Source organism: Mesorhizobium quangtriensis, from assembly GCF_040081925.1.
In the GTDB taxonomy this organism is placed as follows: Bacteria; Pseudomonadota; Alphaproteobacteria; order Rhizobiales; family Rhizobiaceae; genus Mesorhizobium_K; species Mesorhizobium_K quangtriensis.
Window position 1 is genome coordinate 290,468 of record NZ_JBEBMF010000005.1, and the last position, 25,865, is coordinate 316,332.

The 25,865-nt window shown below is 62.0% G+C and carries 29 protein-coding genes and 2 pseudogenes; 20 read left to right on the forward strand and 11 right to left on the reverse strand.

What is annotated here, in order from left to right:
- Positions 1–75 precede the first annotated feature (75 nt).
- Both ABMA32_RS23830 and ABMA32_RS23835 read left to right on the forward strand, forming a co-directional pair.
- Entirely contained in the window at positions 76–408 is a 333-nt protein-coding gene (locus tag ABMA32_RS23830) for a hypothetical protein (protein ID WP_349016233.1), read from the forward strand.
- A 177-nt stretch (positions 409–585) separates the two neighbouring features.
- Positions 586–1,698 (forward strand): YVTN family beta-propeller repeat protein, encoded by a 1,113-nt coding sequence (locus ABMA32_RS23835; RefSeq protein WP_349016234.1) that lies wholly within the window; start codon positions 586–588, stop codon positions 1,696–1,698.
- A 289-nt stretch (positions 1,699–1,987) separates the two neighbouring features.
- Here ABMA32_RS23835 and ABMA32_RS23840 read toward each other — a convergent pair whose 3' ends face one another.
- The gene (locus tag ABMA32_RS23840; protein ID WP_173194336.1) at positions 1,988–2,374 is read right to left on the reverse strand and encodes a DUF302 domain-containing protein; all 387 of its coding nucleotides are present in this window, start codon (positions 2,372–2,374) and stop codon (positions 1,988–1,990) included.
- Positions 2,375–2,583: 209 nt separating this feature from the next.
- A complete protein-coding gene (locus tag ABMA32_RS23845; RefSeq protein WP_349016235.1) occupies positions 2,584–3,114 on the reverse strand; it encodes an EF-hand domain-containing protein in 531 nt (176 codons plus the stop codon).
- A gap of 184 nt (positions 3,115–3,298) precedes the next feature.
- Between ABMA32_RS23845 and ABMA32_RS23850 the strand changes: the two genes are divergently transcribed.
- Both ABMA32_RS23850 and ABMA32_RS23855 read left to right on the forward strand, forming a co-directional pair.
- On the forward strand, positions 3,299–4,021 hold the full coding sequence (locus tag ABMA32_RS23850) for a response regulator (RefSeq protein WP_349016236.1): 723 nt from the start codon (positions 3,299–3,301) through the stop codon (positions 4,019–4,021).
- Positions 4,018–5,421, forward strand: coding sequence for an ATP-binding protein (locus tag ABMA32_RS23855; RefSeq protein WP_349016237.1), 1,404 nt, complete (start codon positions 4,018–4,020; stop codon positions 5,419–5,421). Before ABMA32_RS23850 ends, ABMA32_RS23855 begins: the two co-directional genes overlap by 4 nt.
- Before the next feature lie 354 nt (positions 5,422–5,775).
- Here the strand turns inward: ABMA32_RS23855 and ABMA32_RS23860 are convergent, their stop codons facing one another.
- From ABMA32_RS23860 to ABMA32_RS23875, 4 genes are read right to left on the reverse strand one after another with little or no spacing between them, the layout of a single operon-like run.
- Positions 5,776–6,495, reverse strand: a complete 720-nt coding sequence (locus ABMA32_RS23860) for a HoxN/HupN/NixA family nickel/cobalt transporter (RefSeq protein WP_349016297.1) — start codon at positions 6,493–6,495, stop codon at positions 5,776–5,778.
- Positions 6,495–6,935 carry a YqaA family protein gene (locus ABMA32_RS23865; protein WP_349016238.1) on the reverse strand — a complete coding sequence of 147 codons (441 nt, stop codon included), beginning with the start codon at positions 6,933–6,935 and terminating at the stop codon, positions 6,495–6,497. Before ABMA32_RS23865 ends, ABMA32_RS23860 begins: the two co-directional genes overlap by 1 nt.
- Positions 6,936–6,964: 29 nt before the next feature.
- The gene (locus tag ABMA32_RS23870; RefSeq protein ID WP_349016239.1) at positions 6,965–8,284 is read right to left on the reverse strand and encodes an MFS transporter; all 1,320 of its coding nucleotides are present in this window, start codon (positions 8,282–8,284) and stop codon (positions 6,965–6,967) included.
- Positions 8,284–8,559 carry a metal-sensing transcriptional repressor gene (locus ABMA32_RS23875; RefSeq protein WP_008837475.1) on the reverse strand — a complete coding sequence of 92 codons (276 nt, stop codon included), beginning with the start codon at positions 8,557–8,559 and terminating at the stop codon, positions 8,284–8,286. The genes ABMA32_RS23870 and ABMA32_RS23875 overlap by 1 nt, the downstream gene beginning before the upstream one ends.
- A 589-nt stretch (positions 8,560–9,148) precedes the next feature.
- On the opposite strand from ABMA32_RS23875, the gene ABMA32_RS23880 reads away from it, so the two are divergent.
- The 8 genes and pseudogenes from ABMA32_RS23880 (at position 9,149) to ABMA32_RS23915 (ending at position 16,894) form a co-directional block, all read left to right on the forward strand.
- Entirely contained in the window at positions 9,149–9,583 is a 435-nt protein-coding gene (locus ABMA32_RS23880; RefSeq protein WP_349016240.1) for a pyridoxamine 5'-phosphate oxidase family protein, read from the forward strand.
- 107 nt (positions 9,584–9,690) lie between these two features.
- Positions 9,691–10,076 (forward strand): annotated as a pseudogene (locus tag ABMA32_RS23885) (DUF6691 family protein).
- 185 nt (positions 10,077–10,261) lie between these two features.
- Positions 10,262–13,069: a cation-translocating P-type ATPase gene (locus ABMA32_RS23890; protein ID WP_349016241.1), complete on the forward strand. Its 2,808-nt coding sequence runs from the start codon at positions 10,262–10,264 to the stop codon at positions 13,067–13,069.
- A 320-nt stretch (positions 13,070–13,389) separates the two neighbouring features.
- A complete protein-coding gene (locus ABMA32_RS23895; RefSeq protein ID WP_349016242.1) occupies positions 13,390–14,103 on the forward strand; it encodes a DUF6629 family protein in 714 nt (237 codons plus the stop codon).
- Between the two features lie 428 nt (positions 14,104–14,531).
- A pseudogene (locus ABMA32_RS23900) lies at positions 14,532–14,803 on the forward strand (IS66 family transposase); the annotation flags it as partial.
- 150 nt (positions 14,804–14,953) lie between these two features.
- The gene (locus ABMA32_RS23905; protein ID WP_349016243.1) at positions 14,954–15,715 is read left to right on the forward strand and encodes a glutaredoxin family protein; all 762 of its coding nucleotides are present in this window, start codon (positions 14,954–14,956) and stop codon (positions 15,713–15,715) included.
- 16 nt (positions 15,716–15,731) lie between these two features.
- A complete protein-coding gene (locus ABMA32_RS23910) occupies positions 15,732–16,214 on the forward strand; it encodes a DUF305 domain-containing protein (RefSeq protein WP_349016244.1) in 483 nt (160 codons plus the stop codon).
- Between the two features lie 260 nt (positions 16,215–16,474).
- Positions 16,475–16,894, forward strand: a complete 420-nt coding sequence (locus tag ABMA32_RS23915; RefSeq protein WP_349016245.1) for a hypothetical protein — start codon at positions 16,475–16,477, stop codon at positions 16,892–16,894.
- 162 nt (positions 16,895–17,056) lie between these two features.
- Here the strand turns inward: ABMA32_RS23915 and ABMA32_RS23920 are convergent, their stop codons facing one another.
- Positions 17,057–18,268 carry a ZIP family metal transporter gene (locus ABMA32_RS23920; protein ID WP_349016246.1) on the reverse strand — a complete coding sequence of 404 codons (1,212 nt, stop codon included), beginning with the start codon at positions 18,266–18,268 and terminating at the stop codon, positions 17,057–17,059.
- Positions 18,265–19,380: a multicopper oxidase domain-containing protein gene (locus ABMA32_RS23925; protein WP_349016247.1), complete on the reverse strand. Its 1,116-nt coding sequence runs from the start codon at positions 19,378–19,380 to the stop codon at positions 18,265–18,267. Before ABMA32_RS23925 ends, ABMA32_RS23920 begins: the two co-directional genes overlap by 4 nt.
- A 164-nt stretch (positions 19,381–19,544) precedes the next feature.
- Between ABMA32_RS23925 and mntR the strand changes: the two genes are divergently transcribed.
- Entirely contained in the window at positions 19,545–19,997 is a 453-nt protein-coding gene (mntR, locus tag ABMA32_RS23930; RefSeq protein ID WP_349016248.1) for a manganese-binding transcriptional regulator MntR, read from the forward strand.
- A 108-nt stretch (positions 19,998–20,105) separates the two neighbouring features.
- Here mntR and ABMA32_RS23935 read toward each other — a convergent pair whose 3' ends face one another.
- Positions 20,106–20,519 (reverse strand): MerR family transcriptional regulator, encoded by a 414-nt coding sequence (locus ABMA32_RS23935; RefSeq protein ID WP_349016249.1) that lies wholly within the window; start codon positions 20,517–20,519, stop codon positions 20,106–20,108.
- Positions 20,520–20,714: 195 nt separating this feature from the next.
- On the opposite strand from ABMA32_RS23935, the gene ABMA32_RS23940 reads away from it, so the two are divergent.
- From ABMA32_RS23940 to ABMA32_RS23955, 4 genes are all read left to right on the forward strand, one after another.
- Positions 20,715–21,227 (forward strand): copper chaperone PCu(A)C, encoded by a 513-nt coding sequence (locus ABMA32_RS23940; protein WP_349016250.1) that lies wholly within the window; start codon positions 20,715–20,717, stop codon positions 21,225–21,227.
- Entirely contained in the window at positions 21,224–21,838 is a 615-nt protein-coding gene (locus ABMA32_RS23945; RefSeq protein WP_349016251.1) for an SCO family protein, read from the forward strand. The genes ABMA32_RS23940 and ABMA32_RS23945 overlap by 4 nt, the downstream gene beginning before the upstream one ends.
- Positions 21,839–21,852: 14 nt before the next feature.
- Entirely contained in the window at positions 21,853–22,314 is a 462-nt protein-coding gene (locus tag ABMA32_RS23950) for a DUF411 domain-containing protein (RefSeq protein WP_349016252.1), read from the forward strand.
- Between the two features lie 127 nt (positions 22,315–22,441).
- The gene (locus tag ABMA32_RS23955; RefSeq protein WP_349016253.1) at positions 22,442–23,053 is read left to right on the forward strand and encodes a transglutaminase-like cysteine peptidase; all 612 of its coding nucleotides are present in this window, start codon (positions 22,442–22,444) and stop codon (positions 23,051–23,053) included.
- Here the strand turns inward: ABMA32_RS23955 and ABMA32_RS23960 are convergent.
- On the reverse strand, positions 23,037–23,222 hold the full coding sequence (locus tag ABMA32_RS23960) for a hypothetical protein (protein WP_349016254.1): 186 nt from the start codon (positions 23,220–23,222) through the stop codon (positions 23,037–23,039). The genes ABMA32_RS23955 and ABMA32_RS23960 overlap by 17 nt on opposite strands.
- A 59-nt stretch (positions 23,223–23,281) precedes the next feature.
- Complete coding sequence (locus ABMA32_RS23965) at positions 23,282–23,473, reverse strand: hypothetical protein (RefSeq protein ID WP_349016255.1); 192 nt, start codon at positions 23,471–23,473, stop codon at positions 23,282–23,284.
- A gap of 224 nt (positions 23,474–23,697) precedes the next feature.
- On the opposite strand from ABMA32_RS23965, the gene ABMA32_RS23970 reads away from it, so the two are divergent.
- From ABMA32_RS23970 to ABMA32_RS23980, 3 genes are all read left to right on the forward strand, one after another.
- Positions 23,698–24,708, forward strand: a complete 1,011-nt coding sequence (locus tag ABMA32_RS23970) for a murein L,D-transpeptidase family protein (RefSeq protein ID WP_349016256.1) — start codon at positions 23,698–23,700, stop codon at positions 24,706–24,708.
- A gap of 1 nt (position 24,709) precedes the next feature.
- A complete protein-coding gene (locus ABMA32_RS23975; protein ID WP_349016257.1) occupies positions 24,710–25,042 on the forward strand; it encodes a hypothetical protein in 333 nt (110 codons plus the stop codon).
- 168 nt (positions 25,043–25,210) lie between these two features.
- Positions 25,211–25,849 carry a L,D-transpeptidase gene (locus ABMA32_RS23980; protein ID WP_349016258.1) on the forward strand — a complete coding sequence of 213 codons (639 nt, stop codon included), beginning with the start codon at positions 25,211–25,213 and terminating at the stop codon, positions 25,847–25,849.
- The last annotated feature ends 16 nt before the right edge of the window (positions 25,850–25,865 follow it).

The following is a 25,865-nucleotide window of genomic DNA, read 5'->3' on the forward strand; positions in this document are numbered from 1 at the left end:
GCGATCCCTTTGGGGCAGTCCAGTAAGCGAACTGGAACTCGGGCACTTGATGCGTCGCGATGGCTCGCCCTTTCCATGGCCATCCTCATGGCCGGTTCGGCCATGCTTCACGACCGACACGCTCAAGCGGCTTCCGCTGATGGGGTTCGCTATGTCGTCGAGACCATCCAGGCCGAGCCTGCGACCGGACACAACCATGTCGAATCCTGCGGCGGCGAAGACCGGGCGCGGGACGACGGCAGTTGCCATGTTTCGGCATCAGGATGCGCCATCTGCGTCTTGGTATCCGCTGAGATCGTCATCGGCACGATGCGAAACGAGCCTCCCGCCTTTACCCGATCTTCCATCTCATTGCCGGGTGAGTTGCCGCTCCGGTTGCGGCCACCCAAGGTTTCCGTGATTGCCTGAGCGCGCGTTGCCGTTCTGGTTCGCGCTCACCGTCAACAATCCTGCGGAGTCACGAACATGAGAACCAAAGAGTACGATGTCTCAATCCATATGTCAGTTTCTGACCCCCACCGCGCTCGGTACTGTCGTCCGACCCGCGCCATCCCTGATCACTTTAGCGGCGACAAGGAGAAAGCTATGAGAACTACTTCCGCATCGGTTTCGCGAAATCCCTGTCGCGTGACCTTCGGCGCGCTAGCGGCAGCCATTGGCTTGGCGATTGCGATGTCCTTCGCACGTCCCGCTGTGGCGGAGCCAATACCGTCAGGCATCGTTTACACGGCCGACGAATATGGCAAAACCGTCAGCCGTGTCGATCTAAAGAGCGGAAAGGTCGATATCATCCCTGTCGATTTGACACCCCACAATGTGCAGTTCGTCCCGGGCGGAGGCCGCTTGCTGGCGGTCGGCATCTCCGCATCGGGTGGAGGGACCGAAAGTCATGATGGTGGTGGCCATGGTGGCAGCGAGGACGGCGACGGAGATAAGGGTGCAGCCGATGGCGGCAAGCTGATAGTCCTCGACACGGCCGACATCGCCTCCGCCCAGACGGTTTCGATCGACGTTGGCACCCACCCGGCCCATGTCATCGCCGATGCCGAAGGCAACCGCGCATACGTGTCCAATTCCGAAGACGACACTCTTTCGGTGGTCGATCTGCAAAAGGGCGAAGCCGTCGCGACAATCGCCACGGGCGACTATCCGCACGGCCTGCGAATGAGTCCTGACGGCAAGTCGATCTACGTCGCCAATGTCGAGGACGGCACTGTCTCGGTGATCGATATCGCCACGCTTGCAGAAACAGTCAGGATCGCGGTCGGGCCCGCTCCGGTTCAGGTGGGGTTCGTCCCGGACGGCAGGCGCGTCTACGTTTCGCTGCGCGACGCGAACCAGGTGGCGGTGATTGACACCGTCACGCGCGAGGTGACCGGGCGTATCGATGTCGGGCGGTCACCCATCCAGGTGCATGCGACGCCGGACGGCCGCTTCGTTTATGTCGCAAACCAGGGAACCGACGAGGAGCCGGACGACACGGTTTCGGTCATCGATACCGCCAGCAACACGGTCGTTAAGACAGTTCGGACAGGCCAGGGAGCGCATGGAGTGACCGTCAGCAGCGACGGGGACTTTGCTTTCGTGACCAATATCATCGACGGCACGGTTTCGCGGATATCAGTCGCAAGCCAGTCGGTCGTCGGCACCTACACAGTCGGCAAGGGACCGAACGGTATTACTTTTCAGACCCCTTGATACGCGAACGCGGGTGCCGAGACCGTCTCGGCGCCCGCGGGCATAACTAAAGCCAGAATTGAAGAACACAGCCGTAGCTGCTTTTCGCAAGGGACCTTTCTTGTCGGGATCCTACTCTTGACGTCCCTGCCCTGCTTTATGGAGGACGCCACCATCCAAAGCATCGCACCAGAATACACCTCTGACGGTCTTGAGCCTCGCATCACTTGTTGAGGCGGCGGCCGAATTTCGGGCGGAAACGGACGGCTGCCGCCGTGTTGCTACTCGCCGAGATCGGCGGGCCTGCCTGTCAGATCGCCGCGACCGCCTCGGCCAGCAGGTCGCGTACCTGACCCGCAACCGCATGCAGTGCAGGATTGTCGATCGCCTGCATCGAGGCCACCGGGTCAATCGCGCTGACCTCAACCCCGCCTGCGACCTCGCGCAGGATCACATTGCAGGGCAGCATCGCGCCAACGCGCGGCTCGATACCGATGGCCTGATGCGCCATCTTCGGATTGCAGGCGCCAAGGATTCGATAGGGCGGCATGTCCACGTCGAGCTTCTTCTTCATAGTCGCCTTGACGTCGATTTCGGTCAGGACGCCAAAGCCTTTGTCTGCAAGCGCCTTCCGGGTGCGGGCGTCGACCTCGTCAAAGTTCGCCCCGGTTACCAACCGATTGAACGTATAATTCATGGTGATTTCTCCCTGCAGGTCATTTTCGCAAATACTTGATCAGGGCGGCGATTGTTAGAGCCACAAGGACCAGAATGACGATCGTCCCCAGCCAGCCGAACCCCATCCCCAAGCCCATACCGTAGTCGTTCATCATCGAATTCTCCTATCACATGATGGCTCTGCCCCCGACGCCAGACTTGCGTCAAAGCGGCGGGGCTGCACTCACGTCAGTTGTTGTCCATCGTGCCTTTACCCATTCCCGGCATTCCGCCTTGCTGCCCGGCCATGTGGCTCTGCATCATTTCAGCCATGGCCGCCATTTCAGCCTCGGTCACTAGCGCGTCACCGTCGACGTCGTGCATCTGGAAAGCGCGCACCGTCATCGGCCGGGTGTGCGCCGCATGCATCACCGCGAATTCCTCCAACGACAGCTTGCCATTGGCATCGGTGTCATAGGTCTTGAGTTCTGCCTGAATGCCTGCCGTCATCTCTTCGGGGCTGAGCGTACCGTCCTTGTTGGTATCAAAGGTGGCCATGGAATAGCTCTGGTGCCCACCCATCATCATGCCCATACCGCCGCCCATCATGCCGTGATGGCCGGCATCCCTCATGCCGCCGTGCCCACGCATCATACCCATGCCATCGCCCATCATACCGCCATGCTGCATCTGCGCCTGCTGGGCGATGACGGGCACTGCAACCGCTGCAAGCCCAAGGGCTGCAACGACTGAGAGGGTCAGCTTCGTTGAACGTTTCATGATTATCACTCCTGAATTGATCTGCGATGAGTTCAATCTGGGGTGCAGGTGTCCCACAGGTTTGTCAGGCGGGACGGTCATTTGTATCAAACTGTCGCAAACACCATTCCGGTGAAGGTTTGCGACAATCTTCTGCCCGCGTGACCCCTAGGATCGGCTAGGGTCAGGTCCAGGAGATATGCTGATGACCAGTCCGCCCCATATCCTGATCGTCGATGATCACCGCGAGATTCGCGATGCCTTGGCGAAGTATCTGGAAAAGAACGGCATGCGCGCGACGACCGCGGCAAATGCCCTGGCGATGGACGCGGCGATGAAGGTGGGGCAGTTCGATCTGATCGTACTGGACGTTATGATGCCGGGCGAAGACGGTCTGTCGGCCTGCCGCCGTTTGCGCGCCCAGGGTAGCATACCGATCCTGATGCTGACCGCACTTGGGGATGATACCGACCGCATCGTTGGACTTGAGGTTGGGGCCGATGACTACCTGCCGAAACCGTTCAATCCGCGCGAACTCCTGGCCCGGATCAAGGCAATCCTGCGACGGTCCGAACGGGCGCGGATGCCGGGTGGCAACATTGCCGGGCACAGGCTGGCGTTCGACCGTTGGGTTCTGGATACCGACCGGCGGAGGCTGGTCGATACCGAAGGCGCCGAAGTCGCGCTGACCACCTCCGAATTCCGCCTTCTGACGGTGTTTCTGGCCCGCCCACGCTTCGTGCTCAGTCGCGATCAACTACTCGATCTGACCTCTGGCCGGGCGGCACAGGTGTTTGATCGCACCATCGACAACCAGATCAGCCGATTGCGCCGCAAGATCGAGGCGGATCCAACCAAGCCCGTCCTAATCGCGACAGTCTGGGGAGGCGGCTACAGTCTTGCCGCCGATGTAAGGGAGATGCCGTGAAGGCGCGCTTCGCCCGTCTGGGCAATCTGTTCCCTCAGTCCTTGGGTGGCCAGTTGCTGGCCATGCTGCTTTTTGCGCTCGTCGCGACGCAGGGGCTTGGCCTCCTGCTGCTGACCGACGAGCGCAACCGCGCCGTGCGGGCGGCCTTGGGTTTCGAGGTGGCCGGACGCGCGGCGAATGTCGTGCTGCTGCTGGACGACGCGCCAGCAGATCTGCGCCCCTCTATCCTGAGGGCGGCAGATTCGCCCCTGGTTCGGTTCGAAGTGGGACCTGCGCCTGAAGCACCGCATGATGGCACCGATGCAGACTCTGTTCAGAGTCAGATCCGGCAAATCCTCGGCAATCCAGAACATGAAATCCGGGCAGATATTCATGCCATTTCCATAACTCGTATGCCGATGCCCGAGGGCATGCCAGCCGCAATGCGCCCCATGCACGACGCGATGATGGCCGGGCGGACGGAAGCGGTGGAAATGACGCTTTCGATCCGTCTGGCCAGCGGCGATTGGCTGAATGTGCGCACGATGTTCCATCGCCCAGGCCCGCAACTTTCGCCGAAGGCCCTGTTGCCGCTGCTGTTGATGGCCGTTGCTGTAGCCCTAGTGGCTTGGTGGACGGCTCGGCGTGTAGTGGGCCCGATGCGCGCGCTTGCCGTGGGGGCCGACCGGCTGGGGCGTGGTCTTGATGCTGGTCCGCTGCCCATGACCGGGCCATCAGAGGTCCGCAACACCACGCTGGCCTTCAACCGGATGCAGGACCGGCTGACGCGCTTTGTGACTGAGCGCACACATATGCTCGCGGCGCTGAGCCATGATCTGCGTTCTCCCCTTACCGCGATGCGGCTCAGGATCGAGATGTTGGACGAAACCGAGGACAGTGTCCGCCTGAAGTCGCTTGTCGAGGAAATGCAGGCCATGGTCGAAGCGACGCTGGAATATGCGCGCGGAGTCGCCAAGGCGGAACCCGAAGCCACGGTGGATCTAGCTGCTCTGCTGGCCGATATAGTGGGCGATGTGGGCGGGGATCGGGCGAACCTCACACCATCGCGGCCGATGCCCGTCACCATTCGCCCTCACGCGCTGAACCGAGCGCTGCGCAACCTGATGGACAATGCGGTCCGCTATGGCGACGTGGCAAACGTTACCCTGACGCAAGAACCGGGAACGGTTATCATCACCATCGCCGACACGGGTCCGGGATTGCCGAAGGATCAGCTTGAGGCCGTCTTTGAGCCTTTCGTGCGGCTGGAAGGGTCTCGCAACCGGGATACGGGCGGGGTTGGCTTGGGTCTGGCCCTCGCCCGAACCATTGTTCAGGCGCATGGCGGAACGGTCCTGCTGCGGAACCGCGCTGGAGGCGGGTTGGACGCTATGGTGCGGCTTCCGATCGGAGATACGTGAATCAGCCTAGCGGCTAAAGAACAAGCGATGGAACGATGGTCCACCGCAGAACTGGAACGAGCCCGATACCGATAAGCGACAACCAGGGCATGCGGGTTGATCAAAATCCTCATCCAGCGCAACAGCTGATCTTCGCCATGTCCATTTCGAATGTCTGGACCGCGAGTTTCGGGCCTCTACCGTGGTCGGATAAGGGAAGACCGTCTTGCCGTGCGCCTGCGCGTCATTGGCTTGGAATGGTGCGTCCTTCCGCGTGCCGGGATGATGGACGCGATTCTTGAGCCCGAGCCCTATGGGGAGACCGCGATCCGCATGCACAATCCATCGCGCTGGTGCGGTCCGCGTCAGGCAGGCTCAGCCGGCGATCGCGTTCCAGGCTACTGTCACCAGGATGAGGCCCGCCGTCACCTGGATCGTCCGGGTGGCGGCGTCCACCATGCGGGGCCGGGCTGCCAGCAGGCGCAGAAGCTGCTGCCGAAACAGCACTGCCGCCAGCGCCACCACCGACAGCACCAGCACCACGCCGATCATCATCACGGCCGCGAAGGCGACGCCCGCCTGCGGCACGCCCCGCGAGATGGCAAAGGTCATGACGAACAGCGTCAGCGGACAGGGGATCAGCCCGGCCATGAAGCCGACCAAGGAGCCTTCGCGGCCATGTGAATGCGCGGTCCCGCGAAACGCCTGCCACAGCATCCACAGCCCGATCAGACCGAGCACGCCCCGGCTAAGATCTTCCAGCAGGGGCGCTCGGCCGACGCTGCCCAAGGCCACGGACACCAGCGGCAGGGAGAACAGCGCGATCAGAACGGACATCGTCACATGCGTGAAGGACAGCGCAAGCGACACCACAAGCGCGCGCGGGAGGGTGGCGGTCGAGCCCGTCAGATAGGTGGCGAGCACTGCCTTGCTGTGACCGGGCGTGAGCGCATGGACCGCGCCGAACACGATCCCCATGGGAAGGTATGCCGCCAGCAGCTGCCAGTCGCCCGTCTCGGCGAAGTTCCCGATGCGCGCGGCGAAGGCGAGGTATATCTCGCGCTGGATCGCGACCAGTTCCTGAAGCAGACCCATCATCCGAGGATGCCCAGCGTGGTGGCGGCCAGCGCGACGTAACGCGCGGTCTTGGCGATCGTGACCAGGAGGACGAAGCTCCAAAGCGGCTCGCGCAGGACTCCCGCCGCGACCGTCAGCGCGTCCCCGCCGACCGGCGCCCAGCTGAGCAGCAGGCTCCAGCGTCCCCAGCGGCGATACCACCCCGTCGCCCGGTCGAGCGCGGCAGGGCCGATCGGAAACCATCGTCGGTCGCGAAAACGCTCCACGCCGCGCCCGAGCGCCCAGTTGACCATGGCGCCCAGCACGTTTCCGATACTGGCGACGGCGACCAGCAGAATGGCAGGGTGAGTGTCGGCCACGAGAAGGCCGACAAGGGCGGCTTCCGACTGCGCGGGCAGGATCGTGGCGGCGACGAAGGCGATCGCGAACAACCCGCCCAGAATGGCGATGTCATCCATCGGGTCGTTGGAACCGATGCGAACAGGTTTCAGCGCGCATGCGGCCATCTGCCGTGAAGGTCGTCGATGACGAAAGCATGGGCATGGCTGTTCCGGTCAGCGACAGCGCCTTCTCCCCAATGCGGATGGCTTCCGGGCAGGCCGTCATGGGAATGCTCGATGATCTCAGGGTCGGCGGCAGGCCACAGCCACGCGGCAGCCGCGACGGCGCTTGCAGCGGCGGCGGCGAGAATCAAAGCGGTTGCCTGAAGGCCGAACGCGGCCCCGGCCCATCCGGCAAGTGCATAGGTGACAAGCCAGCATCCATGCGAGAGCGCGAACTGGGCGGCGAACAGCGCCGGACGGTCCTCGGCGCGCGACGAGCGCCGCAAGAGCCGCCCGGACGGGGTCTGCGACATCGAGTAGCCGGCGCCGATGACGAACCAGAGCAGAAGCAGCCAACCATAGGAGGGGATGGCTGCCGCCGCGAACGTCGCTACGGCGAGGACCGAAGCGCCCGCCAGCATGGCGGCTCGGTCAGATACGCTATCGAGCAGCCTCGGCAGGACCAGGGCGACCAGCATCGACCCGCCGCCGAAGGCTGCAAGCGCCAGTGCCGTCTCGCTCTGGCCGAGACCGAAGACGGCCTGTGCGTAGACGACCGTGTTGACGATCACCAGCGCGCCGGCGGCAGCGACCGCCGTGTTGATCGCAAGCAGGCCCCTGAGGCGCGGCGTTGCCAGATAGATGCGGATGCCGCGCGTGGTACGGTCGTAGATGCCGCGCGGTGCGCTCGCCTTCGGGCTCGGCAGTACGACGGAGACGACCAGTGCCGAGGAGACCAGGAAGCCGACGACGGTCCCGGCGAACAGATTGTAGAAGCTGATGACGGTCAGGAGCGCCGCCGCCAGCACCGGGCTGACCAGGCTTTCCAGATCGTAGGCGAGCCGCGAGAGCGACAGAGCTCGGGTGTACTCCCTCTCGTCTGGAAGCACGTCCGGGATCGTCGCCTGGAAGGTCGGCGTGAACCCGGCGGAGGCAGACTGGAGCACGAAGATCAGGACGTAGACCTGCCAGATCTCAGTGACGAACGGGAGGAGAAGTGCGACCGCAGCGCGGACGATGTCAAGCGAGACCAGCATGGCCCGGCGCGGAAGTCGTTCCGCGAAAGCGGCCGCCACCGGCGCGACGGCGACATATGCGACCATCTTGATCGCCAGCGCCGTGCCCAGCACCGCCCCGGCGTTCTCGCCCGCCAGGTCGAAGGCGAGCAGGGCTAGGGCCACGGTCGCAAGCCCGGTTCCGATCAGCGCGACGACCTGAGCAAGGAAAAGGTGGCGGTAGGTGCGGTTGGAAAGAACGCCGAGCATCAAAGGTACTTCGCGATTTCCTTGAACTCGTCGACGGAGCGGCGGCGCTCTCTCGGAAGCGGTCCGACGGCGTCCTCCAGGCAATGTTCGAGATGGTCCTGGATCAGCGTGCGCTTCGCCTGCGCGACGGCCTTCTCTACCGCGTGAAGCTGCTGCGTGACGTCGAGGCAGGGTTTTCCCGCCTCGATCATGGCGACGACGCTACGCAAATGGCCTTCGGCGCGTTTCAGGCGCTTGACGATGTCGGGGTGGGAGGCGTGGCGGTGCTCTGTCATGCCGCAGTTGCTATCCCCCTGGTAGGGATGCTGTCAACAAGCGAAGCACCCCCGCCACCCTAACCTTGCCTCAACTAACGCCTTATACCGCTGGATGACGATACCGACCCGAACAGCCATCTCGGCCGCAAAGGCCTCTTGATCTGCGTGCTCGCCTTCGCGGTTCTGGCATTCCAAGCGTGTATTCCGGACCATTCCGGTTTTGCCCTGTCAGATTTGGCGGCGGCTCATGATCATCACGGCCATTCTCATGACAAACGCGAACGGCGACGCGATGCGATATATGCGATGCCGGTATCACGTTCCGTTCGAACGGGCCTTAACCTGCATCAAAGACGGATAGATCGTCTGGACTGACTGTTCAGCTTCATCGCCTGGTGTTCTACGTCGATGCGAAACATTCGTGCCTACCCTCTCCTGGGAATTGATTCGATATGTTGCTTACCCAAAACGAGCTGCCATCGTAGGTGAAAGGTATCACCTCCAATCATCGTGCGAATCGTGTTTCTGTGAACGGGGAAGCGTTTACGATAGGCGCCATAGTGTTGAACTGCGCCTTCATGAGGGGATCAAAGCCGGAGGTCGGCCAATGATAGTCCGTACACTTTCCACGGCAGAGTGCACGAAGCTGCTTGCGGCAAATCGCGTAGCCCGCTTGGCCTGCGCAAAAGACGGGCGGCCTTATGTGGTTCCAATCTACTGTGCTTACGCGGACAGCCATCTTTACGCATTCTCCATGCCGGGCAAGAAGATTGAATGGATGCGAGGCAATCCTATGGTGTCACTCCAGGTGCACGAGGGGGGCGAACGGCGCGAATGGAAAAGCGTAGTTGTCGACGGTCGTTATGAAGAAATGCTTGATTGTGCCGGGCGGGATCATGCTTGGTCGCAATTGAGCAGACATTTCGACTGGTGGGAGCCGGGCGGTCTCAAACCGGTCGAATCTGAGGTGTCGGACCATTCGCCGCACGTCTTCTTTCGAATCTCGATCGAGCAGACGTCCGGGCGGGAGGCAAAGGAATAGCACTCCACGCGTTTTGATACGATCCTCGCCAGCAAGTGCAGTAATTGTGGGTCCAAAAGCGCGCTGGCACCTCACCGTCCTCACCGCAGGGTCACAATCATCGGAGCCTGATCCTCGTCAATCTCGCGCTCGTCCTGCTTTTCGGTCTCGGTCTTGTGATCTCTGGCATGTTCGATCCGGCCAGGGTCCTCAACTTCCTCGATCTCTTCGGCACACGGGATCCGTCGCTCGCCTTCGTCAATGGGGAGCGCCGTAGTCGTGGCATTCGTCGGCTATCGGCTGGTGCTGCGGCGTGATGGCCCGATCACCGGCGGCATGTTCCACCTCCCGACAGAGACGTGCGATCTTCGGTATCGGCTGGGGTCTTGGCAGCTTCTGTCCGGACACGGCACTGGCGGCGCTCGGACTCGGGAAGCCGGGGACGCTGGTATTTTCTTTCCTCGCGATGTTCCTTAGCATGGTTGGCGGCTTGCGCCATCGGCGAGCGGAATGACCTGCTTCGTGCTGCCCGACAAAGCCTCAAGTGAAAGAGGCGACGCCGAGCGGTAAGCTAAATGCCTGGTTGAACGCCTCGGTCTTGCATCGACGCGACCAATGAGGAGCTACTCGCGGCCTTGTCGGCTACGATGGTCGGGACGCGGCCGGCACGCGTGAAATCCGCAGAGCAAGGGCAGTGATTTGAACGAGCGGCTCCAGTCTCCCACACTCGATGATTATTCGCTGCGGGCAGCCGACGCTGTAGTGCAGAGTTTTGGCAGCGATGCCGAGAGCGGTCTGACCGTCCCGGAGGCGACGCGGCGTCTGACGGAATATGGCCGCAATGAATTGCGGGCGGTGGCGTCGATGCCCGCTTGGCGCCGCGTATTGGCCCCGTTTCAGGACCCGCTCGTTTATCTGCTGCTCGGCGCAATCGTCGTCGCCCTTGTGGCTTGGCTGATCGAGGGCCGTGAGGGTTGGCCGATCGATGCGATCGTCATCGCCATGGTGGTCGTGGCCAATGCTGTTCTCGGCTTCGTGCAGGAAGCGAGGGCCGCCAACGCCGTTGCCGCGCTTGCGCGGATGACGGCCGTCACCTCTTCGGTGCTGCGCGACGGGGAGCGAAGGCGCATCCCTAGCGCCGAGTTGGTCCCGGGCGACATCCTGCTGCTGGAGGAAGGCGATGCCGTTGGCGCCGATGGTCGGCTTCTGCTCTCCAACAGTCTGCGCGTGCAGGAGGCGTCGCTTACCGGGGAAAGTGAGGCGGTCTTGAAAAACGCGGCCCCTCTAGGCGGGCCGACACCACTCGCCGAGCGGTATTGCATGGTCTTCAAGGGGACAGCGGTCGTTCAGGGGTCCGGCCGCGCCGTCGTCACCGCGACCGGCATGCAGACCGAGATGGGCGCCATCGCCACGATGCTCGACGCCACGGTGGAGCAGCCGACGCCGTTGCAAAGGGAGGTGGCGCTGATCGGTCGGACGCTCGGCATCGCCGTCGTCATCATCGCCGTTATCGTCGTCGCCACGGTGCTGCTGGTGTCCGACATAAAAGGCCCTTCCGACGTCATCACCGTGCTGCTGCTGGGCGTATCGCTAGCAGTAGCGGCGGTGCCGGAAGGTCTCCCCGCCATCCTGTCTCTCGTGCTGGCGCTTGGAGTCCAGCGCATGGCCAAACGCAACGCCGTGGTCAAGACCCTCTCGTCGGTGGAGACCCTTGGCTCGGCGTCTGTGATCTGCTCGGACAAGACCGGCACGCTGACGCGCTCCGAGATGACTATCGAGCGGATCATGACCGCATCGGGCGGCAGCCGCGTCACGGGCGTCGGCTATGCGCCGCTGGGCCGCCTGGAGGTCGACGACGGTGTGGCGCCGGAAGGAGCGCTTCGCTCCGAACAGATTGTCGTCCTGAGCGGAGGCAGCCTAGCCGGCAATGCCGCCTTGCGGCAGACGGAAGACGGAACTTGGGAAATCCAGGGCGATCCCACCGAAGCCGCGTTTCTTGTGGCTGAGCGCAAGCTCGGCGTCGAGGACCGCCGCCAGCGACGCTTCGAGCGCATCAGCGAGATCCCATTCAGCTCCGAACGCAAGATGATGTCGACCATCGAGCGCGACAACGAGCATGGCGGCGAACGTATCCTCATCACAAAGGGCGCGCCGGACGTGCTGATGGGGCATTGCAATCGCATCAGGGTTGGCATGGACGTCGTCCCCTTCGACGAGGCGCAGCGTGCACACGCGCACGCCGATGTGGAGCGCCTGTCGGACGAGGCGTTGCGGACCCTGGCGGTGGCCTATCGGCCGCTGGGAGCCGACGAAGATCCGCAAGCCAGCGAGACGCTCGAGCGCGACCTGATTTTCGTCGGCATTGTCGGCATCATCGACCCGCCGCGCGAGGAAGCGGCAGTCGCGATAGCGCAAGCTCGCCACGCCGGCATCCGAGTGATGATGATCACTGGCGACCATCCACGCACAGCATCGCGCATCGCCGCCCTCCTGGGCATTGTCGAGAACGGAAAGAAGGCACTGACCGGGGCCGAACTGGACGCGATGGACGATGCTGGTTTCGCGGCTGCGGTACGGGCGACCTCGGTCTATGCCCGCGTCGCGCCCGTGCACAAGCTGCGCATCGTCGATGCGCTGCAGGCCGACGGGAATGTGGTGGCAATGACTGGCGACGGCGTCAACGACGCTCCGGCGTTAAAGGCAGCGGACATCGGCGTCGCCATGGGGATCACCGGCACGGAGGTCACCAAGGAGGCGGCCAAGATGATACTGGCCGACGACAATTTCGCCACCATCGTCGAGGCGGTGCGCGAAGGTCGCGCCATCTTCGACAATATCCGCAAATTCCTCCGTTATCTGCTGTCGTCCAATATGGGGGAGGTTCTGACCGTGTTCCTCGGCGTCGTCGGGGCCGGCGTGATCGGGCTAGGTGGCGGCGGCGAGTTGGTGCTGCCGTTGCTGGCCACCCAGATTCTTTGGATCAATCTGGTCACCGATTCCGGTCCCGCGCTTGCGATGGGCATCGACCCGGAAACCGACGATGTGATGGCGCATCCGCCCCGCAGGGCAAACGAGCGCGCCATCGACGCGCGCATGTGGCGCGGTGTGATCGTGATCGGCCTGGTCATGGCGCTGGCGACGCTTGTCACCATCGATCTTTACCTGCCTGGCGGACTGATTGAGGGGTCGCAAAGTCTTGATCAAGCTCGAACTGCCGGGTTCACCGTGCTGGTTCTTGCCCAATTGTTCAATTGCTTCAATGCGCGTTCCGAAACCACCAGTGCCTTCCGCCATATGTTTACGAATCGGTGGCTGTGGGCGGCGATTGGCCTGTCATTCTTGCTCCAGATTGCGGTCGTCAATTTTGGCCCGCTCAACGCAGCGTTCGGAACAGTCCCACTGCCGCTCGAACAATGGCTGGTCTGTTTCGCGATAAGCAGCAGCGTGCTGTGGGTTGGCGAGATTCTCAAGTTGGCGCTGCGTTGGAGAGGAAAACTGGCGGTGTAGGAATGTACGGACTTGCGAGGCATCCTTTCTCTTAGCCAAAAAGGGCGAGAAGGATGAAATTGATGCACAGTTCAGACGCGACGTAGACCACAGCTTCAGGTGCTGGTCCAAAGCGTCAGTCCGGGTCCGGTGACTGGAATGCCAGTTTCGCTTCGCGTGCTTAGTATGGTTGGGACCACCGCCATGTTATAAGTGAGCGGTGGCCTGTTCGTTCAAGTCTTTCCGACTTCGGTCTGATCGGGCCGAGCACCCTATCGCCAGACTTGTGACGGAAACCAATCACGGCCTGCCAACCTGAAAAATTCACTGAGGAAAATTGGATGTGTCTGTCAGCTCAGGTCAGCTTTGCCGCCAGCGTGTTTCTGGTAGGCGGCGGTACGGCGATCACAATCATCGCTGCGCGGAAAAACTGGCGCTATGTGCCCATGGCCCTGATGCCGCTGTTTGCGGGACTACAGCAATTCATGGAGGGCAATGTCTGGCTAGGAATGACCGGCGACAATCCGTTTCAGGTGCTCTGGGGGGCACTCGGGTTCATTTTTTTCACTTGGTTCATGTGGCCGATCTGGGTGCCGTTTTCAATGTATGTGATCGAACCCTCTGACAGCCCGCGCAAGCCGCTTTTCTTGATCTTTTCGCTAATAGGGCTGGTATTCGGCGTTCTGCTCTATGTCCCGCACGGACTGCATTCCGAAATGGTGGTGGTCGAGATCAACAACCAGTCGCTGGCCTATGAAAAGTCGATGTGGCTGGATTACCTTATGCCCCGCACATTGACCAATGTGATTTATGTCTTGCTGATCATCGTGCCCCCTGCCATGTCCCACTACCTGCACCTGCGCCACTTCGCGCTGACACTGGTAGCTGTTGTGGTCATCGATATGACTTTGCTGACTTACGCTTATATTTCGTTTTTCTGCCTGCTCGCCGGACTAGCCACCTTGCATCTGGTCTACATCATCCTGAAGAACAAATGCGCTCGGGAATGTCCGGAGCTTTTCCCGGAAATGGCGCCGTCCAAAGCGTGGCTTTAATCGTCGCTATCTGAAGGTTGAACGTAAGAGCGCTGTTCCGGCGGCATCTTTCGCGCGCCGCCGTGTGTCACGACGATCCGAGCCTTTGAGGGTTTCGACACATGACGATTTCAGAGCTTACGCTTGAATCCAGCGATCTGAGCCCGCGCGCCGTTTCGAGGTGTTCATGGGTTCCGGCGGCGGCCCAAATGGTTGCCGGAGCAGAAAGCGCGAATCGTAGCGGAAAGGTACGATGTCGGCGAGACCGTGAATGCGGTGGTTCGGCGATACCATCGTCCCCGCAGCAAATTTGCGCCTGGCGTCGGGCCGCGGGTCTGCCGGTGGCGGAGGTGTCGGCACCAGAAGCGCTATTTGGTCCGACGGTGGTCGCAGCGCCGGTGTCGGAGCCGGCGGGTACAGTGGCTGCCGAAACAGCGGAAACGCCGCCCGACATCGTGCCGGCTCAGCTGCGCGTGATCGTCGTGCGCCGGCTCAAATATGCCTGCCGCGCATCCGAGGAGGTGGTCGTGCAGGCTCCGGCGCCGGCGCAAATGATCGAAGGCGGCCTTCGACCCAGTCGACGGTCGCGCGGGTGCTGGTGAGCAAATGTGGCGACCCCCCTGTCGATGTGGCGAAACGCAGATCTACTCCCGACAGGGCTTGAATCTGTTGCTCGACCTTGGCCGACTGGGTCGGCCGCGCCACCGGGCTTTTGCGTCCGGCGACGGGGAAGGTGACGATCGAGTCCGCACTCCCAGCTGATGCCTTCTCGCTGGCGCTCGACGAGGTGGGGTATGCGGCGACTGCCCCGTGACTGCCAGGTTCGGAACCATTGCCGCGAGAGATGGTTCTCCGCCGGAAGGAATCGATTATGGCGGTTTCAGCGGCGCGGAAGGCCGAACTCTACAGAATGGTCACCCCTGAACATACGTGTCCGTGGGGCCTGAAAGCGCTTGACCTGTTGAAGCGTGAGGGCTTCGAGGTTGAAGACCATCACCTGCAATCGCGAGAGCAGACGGACGCCTTCAAGGCGAAGCATCAGGTTGAGACCACTCCCCAGACCTTCATCGGGGGACAGCGCGTCGGCGGCTACGACGACCTGCGCGAATATCTCGGCAAGGAGGTCAAGGACAAGGACGCCGTCACCTACACCCCTGTCATCGCGCTCTTCGGCATGGCGCTTGCAATGGCACTTGCCGGTAGCTGGGCCGCCTACGGCACCGTCGCCACGCTCGCGGCGGCCGAATGGTTCGTGGCCTTCGCCATGTGTCTTCTCGCGCTCCAGAAGCTGAAGGACGTCGACAGCTTCGCGACCATGTTCCTGAACTATGACCTGCTGGCGAAGCGCTGGGTGCCTTATGCCAGGATCTACCCCTTCGCCGAGGGATTGGCGGGCGTGCTGATGATCTCTGGCACACTGACTTGGATCTCGATCCCTGTCGCACTTTTCATCGGAGGCATCGGGGCGGTGTCGGTGTTTAAGGCCGTATATATCGACCGCCGGGAACTCAAGTGCGCCTGCGTCGGCGGCGACAGCAACGTGCCGCTTGGATTCGTCTCGCTCACCGAGAACCTCATGATGGTCGGCATGGCCGTCTGGATGATCCTCAAGCCGATCGGCATGGGGCACTGAAACGAAGGAGACTGCGATGTCACAGGATCACGGAAACCACAATTCGGGCGGGCACGGCCGTCCCTACATGATGTTCTGGGTAAACATGGTACTCGGCCTCGCGGTCATGTACGTCGTCATGTTTACGATGATCGACGGCTTGGGCGACTTCAGGAACAACCTGAACATGTTCTACATGGCAGTCACCATGTGGGCGCCAATGGGCATCTTCATGCTGGTGACGATGCCGGGCATGTTCCCCAAAAGGCGCATGAACGTCGCTCTCTACATCGTCTTTGCCCTCCTGACGGCGGCTTCCTTCTGGGCGACGCGGGCCCAGGCTCTGATCGACGACCGACAGTTCGTCGCATCGATGATCCCACATCACTCCGGCGCGATCCTGATGTGTCGGGAGGCGAACCTGAACGATCCTGAGCTGGTGGCCCTGTGCAGCGAGATCACCAAGGCGCAACGGGAAGAGATCGATCAAATGGAACGTATCGCTGAGAGGCTACCGTAGCCATCGCCGCCGACCGGCGATGGGCCACACCGCGTACGGAGACGCGCTCGTCGGTCGACATAATGCCGCGTGCCTGATCATGTTCGGCCTCGTTTCCGACGGATCGCTTATCCTGCGCGAGACGGTGAAGCCGGAGTCGTGGTTAGATGACGAGCACGCGACGACGTCGGCCGGAAGGCTGACCCTACAGCGCTTCCTCAGATGTTGGGCTATCGAGACGCGAACGGAAAGCAGGAGATTGATATCCCGAGGTGACGGCCATGAGAGGAATCAGAATCCTTACGACCGCTGCGGCCTTGATCGTTGCCGCTGAAGGAGCGGCCGGAGACGACAACGTTGGGCCGCCCGTCGGCGTATACCTCTGGCACCCGGTTACGTCGCGGGCGCCCACGGATGACGATTGCCGTGCCCTCGTTGCCGAGTTGCAGCCGTCGCGCGCCAAGGCGGAAGACTGGCTGTGGGGCCGTGTGCCGGAAGGGGCTCCGAGAGCGGTGGAGTTCTATCTGTTTCTTTCGGAGACGCCGATGGAGCCCACGTTCGCGGCGGAGGGTGACTACGACTACGGCTCGGTCGTATGGGACAGAACGACCGCCAGGGGGGACGACGCCATTCGAACTCACGCCCGACGACAATTCCGATGTCAGGATCAAGGGAACGCTATCGGCGCCATCAGACCGTGAGGTGGTCGCCGTCACGCTCGAGAATGTGCCTTTCGATGGAAAGACGGTCGCGCGCACCACGTATTTCTGCCGCTTCGAAGATCAGGCCACGGAAGCCTAAAACCTTCGCACCGACATCGCGAGTTGGCGAAAACCGTCAGGCCTGCCTGCTTGGCGAATACGTCATATCTTCACAAGCATGGCGGTCACGTACATGAAGCCCACGCCCAGTGCGAGGCCCGACAGCACCGGGAGCGATCCGAAGACGGCGCTTCCTCCGCCGCGGTTGCGCATCAGTAGCGCGCCGACCTCGACGATGACCTGAAGGATGGCGCCGGCGCCAATCGCCAGCGCCAGCGCGGACCAATGTGGAGCGGTGGCGAGACTGCCGATCCAGATGCCGAGCACCGCCGGACCGCCCGCGAGCAGCGCCAGGCCCGCGAAGGTCCAGAGCGGCGGACGCACCTTCAGGATGGGCGCCGCGATGCCGATGCCCTCGGTGATGTTGTGCAGGGTGAAGCCGATGACAAGGAACGTTCCGAGCCCGGCGGCACCGGCGGCGAAGGCGGCGCCGATCGCCAAACCTTCGCCGAGATTGTGCAGCCCGATGCCGAGCGCGATGTAGGTCGCAAGAGCCAGGCCGCTCGGACGGCCCTGCCTGCGGGAGACGGCCATCAGCAGGAGGAAGCTCGAAGCGGCCGTCAACACGACCATCGCCTGGCCCTGAAAGATCGCGGCCGCCCGGGACGCAAACTCGAACGAATCTTCCAGCGTGTCGACCACCAGGAAGCCGAGCAGGCCGATGGTCAAAGCCAGCAGGAAGTCCATCATCGCCGGTCTAGCGCCTCGCAGGGCCGGATAGAACATCAGTCCGACGACGACAGGCAGGATGCCCACGAAGGCGCCAAGGATTGCCTGCGATACCAGATTGCCCGAGGTGACCGAAGGCGTCGCCACGGCAACCGGGATGGCGTGTTCGAACGTTGCGCCCGTATTGGTGACAAAGGTCACAAGATGGGCTTCGCCGATCACCCACGGAAACGGCACGCTGATCCAGGCAGTGTTGCCGCGCTCGATCGCTCCAGCGGGCTCCTGTGCAAACCCCCAGTAAGCCGCGTCGACCTGGACCTGCGCGATCCTCATCGGTTCCGAGCCGCCGGCCCGCACCAAGAGACGCAAACCATCGTTGTCGAGGATCGTCCGCTCGATGGTCAGGGATTCGACCGGCGGCGCACCATTGTCGAAGCGGGCAAGCGGGTTGGTGGCGACGAGCCACCACACGGCGGCGGCAAGCACTAGAAGCGGCGCAAGCACCCATAGCGCGGTCTGCCATACCGGTGGCGGTTTCCGGGGAGCAATCGCTTCAAGCCGTTCGGTGGTGAGGTGTTCGTTCATGACACGGCCTCGACGACATCGAACATGCCCATCCACCCGAGTTCGGTGAACTCCGACTGGTGGGCGTGGAACATATAGAGGCCCGGCTCATGTTCGGCGAAGGTGAACTCCAGGATGCCGCGCTGCGCCTGGCACTGGATGATGAGATCGACGGTCTTTAGCGTCGGCGTCAGCGTCGTGCCCTGGTCGAAATAGTCGAAGAAGTTCGCATGCAGATGGAAGGAATTGATCGGGTCGAACTCGGTGACGTTGGCGAGGTAGATGCGGACCGGGCGGTCCTTGACGATCCTGATCGGCTTCTTGGCGTAGCAATGGGCGATCGTGTTGCAGGCGTAGAACTCGTTTTCGCCGTCGAAGGCGTTCATCACCATCGCCAGTTCCTGCCAGCCGGCGTTCTCGGGCGTGCCGAGGAGGCGCGACCGCGCGACCTGGGCCAGGTCCGGATGACGATCGGGATCCGGATCGACGACGAATAGACCATACATGCCCTTGTGAATATGCCGGGCCAGCGGAAGGGCGTGGCAATGGTAGAGGTGGCATCCAAAGGGCTTGGCATCGAACTCGTAGACGAACTCCTCGCCAGGTCCGATCAATCCGGCGCCCGGTATTCCGTCCATCCGTGCCGCATGGATCCCGTGGAAATGCATCGAATGGGGATGCGAGGCATAGTTGCGGAACACGATGCGCAGCCGCTCGCCCTCCTTCGCCCGCAACGCCGGCCCAGGCACGCGTCCGTTGTAGGTCCAGGCCGGGAACATCACTCCTGGAGCAATTTCGATCTCCTTGTCTTCGGCCGTTACCTCGAATGTGCGCAGTGGCCTGCCGTCGGGGAGAGTGGATAGGGTCCCGGTATCCCAGTCCGTCAGCATAGCGGTCGGATCGAAACCGTTGCGGGTGTCGTCCACGTCGCCCACTGTGATCATCGCGCCATGCGCCATGCGGTGGGCGGGGACCGCCACGTCACCTGTAGCAGGACTCGCAGCGCCATGACCGGCCGGATGGGCCGTTTGGCCGGACGCAGTTTGGCTGGAGAGTGCCGCCCCTCCGGCGGCGAGAAGCCCCGCTCCGAGAAATCCTCGGCGGCCCAGGTCGAACGGCAACCAGCGCTTCATGAGTCACTTCCCTTAGCCATTGCGAACAAGGAAAGCACAGCACCTGAAATATAGCAATTGCTATATCCTGACCTTGGCCTGATTTTCGCCGTGCTGCCGTTGTCGGAATGACCTATAGCCGCGGCTATGATATAGACCGAGTGATCGCGGAAGTGGCTGTCCCAATGCACGATCGACCATCTACCGAGGAAGCTGTCTCGCTTGTCGACGCAGGCACACATGTCGAAAGCTTTCGGCAAACGCGCAGCAACAGGCGCACGGAACTCGTCGAGGACTACGTCGAGTTGATCGCCGATCTGATCGATCATGACGGAGAGGCGCGCCAGGTCGAGATCGCGCAGCGGCTGGGCGTCGCGCAGCCGACGGTGGCAAAGATGCTGAAGCGCCTCGCCTTGGACGGACTGATCCAGCAGCGTCGTTACCGTGGCGTGTTCCTGACGGAAGCGGGCAAGGAACTTGCGCACGTCAGCCGCGAGCGGCATCAAATCGTCCAGTCGTTTCTCTGCGCCCTCGGGATCAGTCCGGAAACCGCGCGGATCGACGCCGAAGGGATAGAGCACCATGTGAGCGCCGAAACGCTGGATGCGTTTCGGGCGTTTCTGCTGCGTGGAGCCTGAACGATTTAGGCGAGACGGAAGATCCTCAGCCGCCTGGAGCCTCACAGCTTGCCGTTACCGACGGGCGGCCTGCGGCACCCGCAGGCGCGCTTGGCAATTGCCAAGTCGTCAGTGCTCGCTTTCGCAAAGATCGTGGTTGGCGAGCGCCCGAATAACGTAGCAGTCGCGGATCTGGTCGCCGCTGCACTGGGTCGAAATGCGTTCAAGTTCGTGTTCGAGGCGCCTGAGTTTCTCGATTCGATCACGCACGGACTTCAGCTGCTCCGTGGCGATCCGATCCGCCTGATCGCATGGCCGTTCCGGATGCGCACTGAGATCAATCAACTCGCGGATCGACTCGATGGTCATGCCGAGATCGCGTGCGTGCTTGATGAAGGACAGGCGCTCCCTTTCGCTCCGGCCATAACGGCGCTGATTGCCTTCGGACCGTTCTGCAGGGGCGATCAGGCCCATCTGTTCGTAGTACCGGATTGTGGGCACCTTCACCCCGGTTCTGCGCGACAGATCGCCAATCGTGAGCATGTTTTCGGCTCCACATCTATTCAACATCTATAGTGACTATAGATTACTGTTCCTGGCAATCGGCGGCAACGGCGCGATTTTGTCGCGCCCTATGAACGGCATGAGGAGCAATCCTTCGAACTCGTGACTTGAACCTCACCCAGCCTGAGGTCGTATGCTTGTCAAAAATGAATTCGTTCGCTTGAGGAAACCGACTTGAACAGAACCACGATCAACGGAACTGCCCTCTTCGCACTTTGCATCTCGACAACGGCAGCGTGGGCGCAGGACTCGCATGATCGCGGCAATCAGGAGATCGCTGTCGAGCATGCCGAGATCGTATTGTCGCCGCCTGGTGCAATGATGATGGCCGGCTACCTCGCCATCTGGAACGGTACCGGCGCCCAAGCTGGGCTGGTGTCAGTCGAGAGCCACATGTTCGGCTCGATCTCGATCCACAACACCATCGTCACCGGCGACGTGGCGCGCATGAGGCCCGTCGCAGGTCCCGTCCCGATTCCCGGTCATTCCGAACTACTAATGAAACGTGGCGGCATCCATCTGATGATTTCCGATCCGAAAGGACCACTTGCGGCGGGAGACGCCGTACCGATCGCTTTGGTGTTCGAGGACGGGAGCCGCATCGCGAGCAGCGCCCGCCTGCTCGCCCCGGCCGGAAAGACCATCGACCATCACCATGGCGAAGCAGACGGAAGTGGCAACGAATGAACGTCACGACTTTTCGCTGGATCATCTGGTCGATGGTGGCGGTGTGTCTCGCGGTCCTCGTGGTGCTCGGGGGCTTCGGGCGAAGCGCGCCTTTCGGCAGCGAAGCCCAAGACGCTACCTCTGGCGCTACCGCCAAGATCGGCGGGCCATTTTCGATGACGGCTCATACTGGCGAGACGGTGACGGAAAAGACCTATGCGGGCAAGGGCTGGCTCGTCTTCATGGGCTTCACCAACTGTCCCGACATCTGCCCGAGGACGTTGGCCGAAATGTCGTCCTGGTTCGACGCGCTCGGTCCCGAGGCGGACAAGCTGCGTGGATTTCTGGTCTCTGTGGACCCGGAAAGGGATACGATCGAGAATCTCAAGCTCTACATGTCGTCATTCGATCCGCGTATTGTCGCCCTTCGGCCCGAACCTTCCGAACTGGCGGGCTTCGCCAAGGCGTTCAAAGTCTACTACGAGAAGGTGGACACGGGCGGAGGCGACTACACGATGGATCATACGGCGGGCGTGCTTCTTTTCGACCGCGATGGCGATTTCTCCGGAACGATCGACATGCATGAGGATCGCGACGTCGCCCTGCAGAAGATCCGGCGTCTCGTGGAATGAATGGAGGACCAACGATGAGTATCCTGCGATCCGGAATGATGGCGGCGGCGTTGACGCTGGCGATGGCCGGCATTGCCTCCGCCGAGGTTCTGCGTTTCGATCTCGCGAAGACTCAATCCTGCGGATGCTGCGTCGCCTATGTGAAGCGGCTCGAAGCGAGGGGTCATGTGGTGGAAGCGCGAAACCTGCCGATGGCCACCCTGATCGAGATGAAGGTCGCAAGCGGCATCCCTCCGGAGATGACGAGCTGCCACACTTCGAAGGTCGCGGGCTACACCATTGAGGGGCACGTGCCGGTGGAAGACATCGAGCGCCTGATCGCTGAAGCCCCGGACGCGATCGGTCTCGCCGTTCCCGGCATGCCGGTGGGTTCGCCCGGCATGGAATATGGCGACAGCCGCGATGCCTATGACGTGTTCCTGATCAAGAAGGACGGCACGACCTCGGTGTTCCAATCCTACGCGGCGGTGGAGTAGTTTCCACACTCTTTCGGCGTTCGTCGGCAATCGAATCGTCTTTGATGCGAATCTAAGCCTCTGATTTCGCGTGGTTTTGACCTGTTCCCCGTAGTGTCTCCCAGTCAACTCTGGGGAGAGTGGGAACATGGTCAGATCCATCCTGAGCGCGGTTGCGCTCGCGCTTTCGTGCACAATTGCCAACGCCAATGCGCTTCATCTGAATCCGACGCAGGCTGCGGCGTCCAGCATGGAAACGTTCGGCCGAACGACGATCCCGGTCGGCTACTACGAATATTGCCAGCGCTACAGCGAGCGGTGCGCGCGACCGGCCGACGGTTCCTCCGTCAGCCTGACACAGGAACGCTGGAAGGAGATCATCCAGATCAACAATGAGGTCAACGCTGCGGTCGCGCCGCTCACGGACAAGGAGATCTTCGGCGTCGAGGAGCGCTGGGAATATCCCAGTGTCGTCGGCGACTGCGAAGACTACGCCCTCCAGAAGCGCAAGCGGTTGAACGAGATGGGATATCCACTCGGTGCGCTGCTGATGACCGTGGGAAAGGATGCGGATGGTGGCGGACACGCGGTGCTGACGGTTGTAACCGATCTGGGCGACTTCGTTCTCGACAACGTCGAACAGCGTGTGTTGCTCTGGAAGGATGCCGAAATTTATTTCCTGAAGCGGCAGTCCCAGACCGACCCCAATGCCTGGGTCAGCCTGGTGTCGGGCTGGGGCAGGTTCATCCATCGCCCATGAAGAATGCGGCTTCGACACCGGCCGCTAGCGCAAGAACATAGGTCGCGAACCCGCCATACAGCGCTTCCATCATGTTGTGCCCGCCCACAAGACAATACAGTCGGAACACCGTCGCGAGCGCCACGTAGGCGCCGGAAGAGGCGAACAGGAAGCAACCGAAACGCGCCAAGGCATGCACTCCCCAGGATTCATGCCGAAACTATGGGACCGTTGTGGAAGGCACGCCATTCACTGGTCGGTGATCGCTCCTCCGTCGGACGCGGCCTGTCCGCTTTCCATCTGCATATGGGTGACACTCAGCACGAACATCGCGCCGACGAAGCCGGACAGAACAAGCAGCAGCAACAGGTTTCCGCGCTTGCGGCGCCGCATCACCACTCGGGACTCTTCGGTCGTCAGCCGCGGGATCGCTTCGGTCATTGGATGCCTTCATTCGCAACCTGGGTCACATGGTGCGACGGCCTTGCCGCCACATCCTGACTGAACAAAGGCCTGATCCACTGCTTCCGATGCGATCAATTGCCCCGAGAGCGCGTTGAAATCGAAACCTCGCCTTAATCTTGATGAACGATTCTTGCACGAATGGTATAGGCACTGACTTGATCGGCTGTGTGCCTATCAAATCGTCGGGTTGGAATCATTCATTGTTTCGTCGTGAATTCAGACTTTTTGGGCTACTGCTTCTCGCACTGCTGGTGACCGGCTGCGTGTCGGCAACGCTCGACGTCGACAGCAAGGCGATCCAGCCCATTCCCGCAAGCCTTGTCGGCGAGATGAGCCGAAAAGCCATGTCGCCGCGGGATCCGATTCTTGTGCGCATCTTCAAGCAGGAGAGCGAACTCGAAATCTGGAAGCGCGACAGGACGGGTCGCTTCGCGCTTCTCAAGACCTATCCGATGTGCCGCTGGTCCGGAAAGCTCGGGCCCAAGACCCGCGACGGCGACCGGCAGGCACCCGAAGGGTTCTACCACGTCACCGCGAGCATGCTGAACCCCGCGTCCCAGTATTACCTGTCCTTCAATCTCGGATACCCGAACAGGCTGGAAGCGGCCCTTGGTCATACAGGCGAAGCGTTGATGGTCCACGGGGCGTGTTCGTCGTCGGGATGCTACGCCTTGACCGACGAGGGCGTGGCGGAAATCTACGCTGTCGGTCGCGAAGCTCTTCGCGGCGGGCAGACGTCGTTCCAGGTCCAGGCATTTCCCTTCCGGATGACCGCCGGGAACATGGCCAAAAACCGCAACGACCCGAGCTATCCGTTCTGGGTGAACCTCAAGCAGGGCTACGACCTCTTCGAGGTCACGAGGCGTCAGCCCACGGTTGGTTACTGTGGACGGCAATACGCTTTCGCGCAAGGATCGCAAGTCGCGCCCAACGATCCCCTGGCCGCATGCCCGCCATCTGCGGTTCCAATCAATCCGGCGATAGCGGATCGGCGCGAAGCTGACGAGCGTGCGATCGAAGCCCTCGTGTCGTCGGGAACCGCGCTCTCCGCGCACGCCTATTCCGATGGCGGAATGCATCCTACGTTTCGCCGACTGCTGGAGCGGAACGGTGTGCAAGCCCTGTCCAGGCGAACATCGCTGTCTTCGGTGCCTGTGAGCAGACCCGACGCGGCACTCGCCGACCCGCACGATCCCGAGGCGGAGCGGTAGGATGCGCATGGTCCGGCTCTGCCTTGCTGCGCTCACCTTCCTGCTCTTCGCGGCAAACATCGTTGCGGCTACAGGCGTACGGGGCGTTGACGGGGGCGAGTGCTGGAAGGAATCCTTCGCAATTGAAGTCCTTTTTGCTGTCGATGGCGCCGCGGACGAGAGGGACGATCAGCGTGCTCAGGCTTCGCACGCGACGCCCTGCCACGACCACCCGTCTACCTCGGTGGACGCGAATTGTCCGAACCAGCGGATGATGACCGGCGTGCCTGCCTACGGCTCGGAGCCTGCGCTCGCCGCCGAGCCGGGGCGCGTTTTCGTACCTCCGCCCCAATAGTTGTTCAACACCGCAGCCACGATCTGCGTCCCCATGCCGGGGCTGCGAATCGTGTGACTGAGTCCGTCCTCGCGGGGCAGCGCCCTTCGCGAGCACATTGTCTTTCCAGTGTTGAGAAGTTCTTTGACCGCATCAATTTCCTCTTCACTTTGCCGAAGGCAGTTCCTGGTGGGAGCCAGCGCATGTGCGACTGCCGCGCTGGCGGGCTGCACCACCGCGCCGCTCGAAATCACCACGCCTGCGGCGCTGGCAGTCGACCCGTCGTTCGTGACCATGTACGGCGCGATGCCTGACGAACAGTTTCCCATCCCAGCCGTCGATCTGTCGAAAGTCGACTCCAGATATTATCGCCGCCTTGTCGACGATCCCACCGGCGAAATGCCCGGTACCCTCGTCGTCGATACGCGATCCTTCTATCTCTATCTGGTCAGGCCGGGCGGGCAGGCCTTGCGCTACGGCGTCGGTCTCGGACGCGCCGGCTTCGAGTGGTCGGGTCGCGCACTCATCCAGTGGAAGCAGGTCTGGCCCAAATGGACGCCTCCGGACGAGATGATTGCTCGTCAACCGGAACTCGCGAAGTGGAGCGCCGCAAAAGGTGGGCAGCCACCGGGCCTCGACAACCCGCTCGGCGCCCGTGCGCTCTACATCTTCCAGGACGGCGTCGACACACTCTACCGGCTGCACGGAACGCCCGAATACTGGACGATCGGAAAAGCCGTTTCGAGCGGCTGCGTTCGGCTGATGAATCAGGACATCATCGATCTTTACGACCGGGTGCCAGATCGAACGCCGATCGTCGTGCGGTAGGTGAGGTCAAATGCTG

Bases quoted from the DNA above. Each gene is read 5' to 3' on its own strand.
- ABMA32_RS23830 (WP_349016233.1), top strand. From the start codon at position 76: ATGGCCATCCTCATGGCCGGTTCGGCCATGCTTCACGACCGACACGCT.
- ABMA32_RS23835 (WP_349016234.1), top strand. From the start codon at position 586: ATGAGAACTACTTCCGCATCGGTTTCGCGAAATCCCTGTCGCGTGACC.
- ABMA32_RS23840 (WP_173194336.1), bottom strand. From the start codon at position 2,374: ATGAATTATACGTTCAATCGGTTGGTAACCGGGGCGAACTTTGACGAG.
- ABMA32_RS23845 (WP_349016235.1), bottom strand. From the start codon at position 3,114: ATGAAACGTTCAACGAAGCTGACCCTCTCAGTCGTTGCAGCCCTTGGG.
- ABMA32_RS23850 (WP_349016236.1), top strand. From the start codon at position 3,299: ATGACCAGTCCGCCCCATATCCTGATCGTCGATGATCACCGCGAGATT.
- ABMA32_RS23860 (WP_349016297.1), bottom strand. From the start codon at position 6,495: ATGGGTCTGCTTCAGGAACTGGTCGCGATCCAGCGCGAGATATACCTC.
- ABMA32_RS23865 (WP_349016238.1), bottom strand. From the start codon at position 6,935: ATGGATGACATCGCCATTCTGGGCGGGTTGTTCGCGATCGCCTTCGTC.
- ABMA32_RS23870 (WP_349016239.1), bottom strand. From the start codon at position 8,284: ATGCTCGGCGTTCTTTCCAACCGCACCTACCGCCACCTTTTCCTTGCT.
- ABMA32_RS23875 (WP_008837475.1), bottom strand. From the start codon at position 8,559: ATGACAGAGCACCGCCACGCCTCCCACCCCGACATCGTCAAGCGCCTG.
- ABMA32_RS23880 (WP_349016240.1), top strand. From the start codon at position 9,149: ATGATAGTCCGTACACTTTCCACGGCAGAGTGCACGAAGCTGCTTGCG.
- ABMA32_RS23895 (WP_349016242.1), top strand. From the start codon at position 13,390: ATGTGTCTGTCAGCTCAGGTCAGCTTTGCCGCCAGCGTGTTTCTGGTA.
- ABMA32_RS23905 (WP_349016243.1), top strand. From the start codon at position 14,954: ATGGCGGTTTCAGCGGCGCGGAAGGCCGAACTCTACAGAATGGTCACC.
- ABMA32_RS23910 (WP_349016244.1), top strand. From the start codon at position 15,732: ATGTCACAGGATCACGGAAACCACAATTCGGGCGGGCACGGCCGTCCC.
- ABMA32_RS23915 (WP_349016245.1), top strand. From the start codon at position 16,475: ATGAGAGGAATCAGAATCCTTACGACCGCTGCGGCCTTGATCGTTGCC.
- ABMA32_RS23920 (WP_349016246.1), bottom strand. From the start codon at position 18,268: ATGAACGAACACCTCACCACCGAACGGCTTGAAGCGATTGCTCCCCGG.
- ABMA32_RS23925 (WP_349016247.1), bottom strand. From the start codon at position 19,380: ATGAAGCGCTGGTTGCCGTTCGACCTGGGCCGCCGAGGATTTCTCGGA.
- mntR (WP_349016248.1), top strand. From the start codon at position 19,545: ATGCACGATCGACCATCTACCGAGGAAGCTGTCTCGCTTGTCGACGCA.
- ABMA32_RS23935 (WP_349016249.1), bottom strand. From the start codon at position 20,519: ATGCTCACGATTGGCGATCTGTCGCGCAGAACCGGGGTGAAGGTGCCC.
- ABMA32_RS23945 (WP_349016251.1), top strand. From the start codon at position 21,224: ATGAACGTCACGACTTTTCGCTGGATCATCTGGTCGATGGTGGCGGTG.
- ABMA32_RS23950 (WP_349016252.1), top strand. From the start codon at position 21,853: ATGAGTATCCTGCGATCCGGAATGATGGCGGCGGCGTTGACGCTGGCG.
- ABMA32_RS23955 (WP_349016253.1), top strand. From the start codon at position 22,442: ATGGTCAGATCCATCCTGAGCGCGGTTGCGCTCGCGCTTTCGTGCACA.
- ABMA32_RS23965 (WP_349016255.1), bottom strand. From the start codon at position 23,473: ATGACCGAAGCGATCCCGCGGCTGACGACCGAAGAGTCCCGAGTGGTG.
- ABMA32_RS23975 (WP_349016257.1), top strand. From the start codon at position 24,710: ATGCGCATGGTCCGGCTCTGCCTTGCTGCGCTCACCTTCCTGCTCTTC.